This is a genomic window from Xenorhabdus khoisanae (assembly GCF_001037465.1).
Taxonomy (GTDB): domain Bacteria; phylum Pseudomonadota; class Gammaproteobacteria; order Enterobacterales; family Enterobacteriaceae; genus Xenorhabdus; species Xenorhabdus khoisanae.
In genome coordinates, this window is sequence record NZ_LFCV01000139.1 from 1 (window position 1) to 2173 (window position 2173).

The 2173-nt window shown below is 40.5% G+C and carries 4 protein-coding genes; 2 read left to right on the forward strand and 2 right to left on the reverse strand.

Annotated features, from left to right (window positions below):
* A partial coding sequence (locus AB204_RS17355; protein ID WP_235428127.1) for a terminase TerL endonuclease subunit occupies positions 1-268 on the forward strand: 268 nt, incomplete at its 5' end.
* Between the two features lie 236 nt (positions 269-504).
* Here AB204_RS17355 and AB204_RS17360 read toward each other — a convergent pair.
* Both AB204_RS17360 and AB204_RS22525 read right to left on the reverse strand, forming a co-directional pair.
* Positions 505-1419 (reverse strand): restriction endonuclease, encoded by a 915-nt coding sequence (locus AB204_RS17360; protein ID WP_200898260.1) that lies wholly within the window; start codon positions 1417-1419, stop codon positions 505-507.
* A 194-nt stretch (positions 1420-1613) separates the two neighbouring features.
* Complete coding sequence (locus tag AB204_RS22525; RefSeq protein ID WP_152671565.1) at positions 1614-1802, reverse strand: hypothetical protein; 189 nt, start codon at positions 1800-1802, stop codon at positions 1614-1616.
* A gap of 33 nt (positions 1803-1835) precedes the next feature.
* Between AB204_RS22525 and AB204_RS17365 the strand changes: the two genes are divergently transcribed.
* Positions 1836-2093 (forward strand): helix-turn-helix domain-containing protein, encoded by a 258-nt coding sequence (locus AB204_RS17365; protein WP_047964640.1) that lies wholly within the window; start codon positions 1836-1838, stop codon positions 2091-2093.
* Positions 2094-2173 lie beyond the last annotated feature (80 nt).

Genomic DNA, 2173 nt, shown 5'->3' on the forward strand with positions numbered 1-2173 from the left:
GGTGGCAAAATCCGCTGAGGTGTTCGTTAACCGCAAGGTCATTCGTCACAACGGCGATCCGGTGCTTTCATGGGCGATATCTAATGTGGTAATGGAAACGGACGCTAATGCCAATATCAAGCCTAATAAGAAGAAGTCCGCGAACAAGATAGATCCGGCTATTGCGTTCCTGATGAGTTTTGGCACATGGCAGGCAGAGCATGAAGACTTTGCTTTTAGTTTGAGTGAAGAACAACAACAGCGACTGGATAGCTTTGACGGGATTTAGATAACTAATTGATTTTTAATGGATATTCAGTATGGGATTAATGAAATAAAATGCTAAGAAGGTTAGATATTACACATATTTTTGGGATTAGTCGCTACTTTATGTGACAGTGTTCTGTAGAAAAGTGCGACTAAATTTGACAGTCAGCTATGAACGAGAAGCGGGTTTATCCCGGATAATCTCCTCCGCTCAGGAGAACGAATTAACGATTTAGGTTACATTGTTTACCACACTCACTAACCATGAAACTTATTGGTTGGTAAATACGCTTCACCTGTTTGTGAGGCGTGTCTCCTTACTCTTGAAATTATTTCTCCAAAACTCATAGCACCTGACAAAAATAAATAAAGATGACTAGCATCCATTATTATTAAAGTCGTTTTACTTCCTGATGCCTCAGATATTGCCACGCTACTGTAACCGCTGATAGACACCATTATCCCCATTGTATTATCAGCCATTTTATTAACTTTTGCTTTAAGCGAATCAATTTCTTGGGCTCCAGACTGATCTTTGGTAAATTTTAACTCTACGAGATAGGTAGTACCTTCGTAAGTTAAAGAACCATCTATTTGTCGACCATCGATTTTATATGGTTTTCTGTTTTGTATTTCACAAAAGTTAAGTAACTGATAAAACCATTCTTCAAACTCGTAACCACCTTCTTGCGTGCCAACTCTTAAATTCATATCTTCCAATAATTGTTGAAGTTTTCCCCTATCCGTTAGCGAACGTTGAATACGCTCTCTTTCAACACGAACTCGCGCCTTGATCTCTGAACGTTCCTTCTTACTCTGAGATTCTTCATTTTGTTGTTTTAAATATACTTTAAGTTCATTCACCGCTTTGTGAGCATCTTGTGTTTTTTGTGCTGAGTCTTCCCAATTTCTAAGATCTGGAAAAGAGGACTGCTCTGACAAACTTTGTGCCATTAGATAGATAACAGATTTTCCCTTATCTGTGGTTTGCAATTTTTCGAAAAGACGATCAAGAAGGTCACGCTTAGACTCATCATCTGACCACGCTGAAACAAAACTATTGGAAATATTTGATGCCAAGAGAAATTTTCGAAGAGCATTTCTCCTCCAGTAAGACTTGAGCACAGCCTCATAAGTTAGCTCAATCAGGCGGGGGGTGATTTGTGTAGCCAAAACAGAACCTTCCTCTCTACGTATTGTATTTTGCACACCATAAAATGTGAGCAATGGCTTTACATTATGATTTGACTGAATATTATCTCAATACTTTATTAAAATATCTGAGAATGAAACAGCAATAAAGAGATATAACGTAAAAAGTTAAGTATTTCTACTGATTCGCTTATTGAACTAGATAAACCAATCAGTTAAAGTAGCCCCGCCATTGGCAAACTCCAATGGTCAGGGATTTGCAACCCTGTAGAGCTATCCACTGGTAGGATGTTTCTACCAGTGTGCCTGCGTTCGCCTTTTCTATGGCGGTTCAGGCGGGGGAGGCTTCGGCCTCGCCGGACGATAGCTCCCGGTATTGCAAACCCTGTCTGAATCGCCACCATCAATTTTCTCAATTAATGGAAGGGGTAGCAGGAATGAATAACGTTAGAAATGACTGGCATCAAGCCGATATCATTGCAGCATTGCGTAAGCGTGGTACAACCTTAGCGGCTGTTTCTCGTGAAGCGGGACTCAGTTCATCTACACTGGCAAATACGCTTAGCCGTCCGTGGCCTAAAGGCGAATGGATTATTGCTAACTATCTCGAAATACATCCCTCTGAAATATGGCCTAGTCGATATTTTGATATGGACGGTCAGCTTATTGAGCGTAAGGTTCGAGACAAATCATAAAAATAGTCAGTTCTCACTTGCAAATCACCGGGAAGATAGCCGTAACGGGGTATCTTCTCACTGGCAGTAACATTCTCTCC

Excerpts from the sequence above, each read along its gene's own strand:
- AB204_RS17365 (WP_047964640.1), top strand. The coding sequence starts at position 1,836 with ATGAATAACGTTAGAAATGACTGGCATCAAGCCGATATCATTGCAGCA.
- AB204_RS22525 (WP_152671565.1), bottom strand. The coding sequence starts at position 1,802 with ATGGTGGCGATTCAGACAGGGTTTGCAATACCGGGAGCTATCGTCCGG.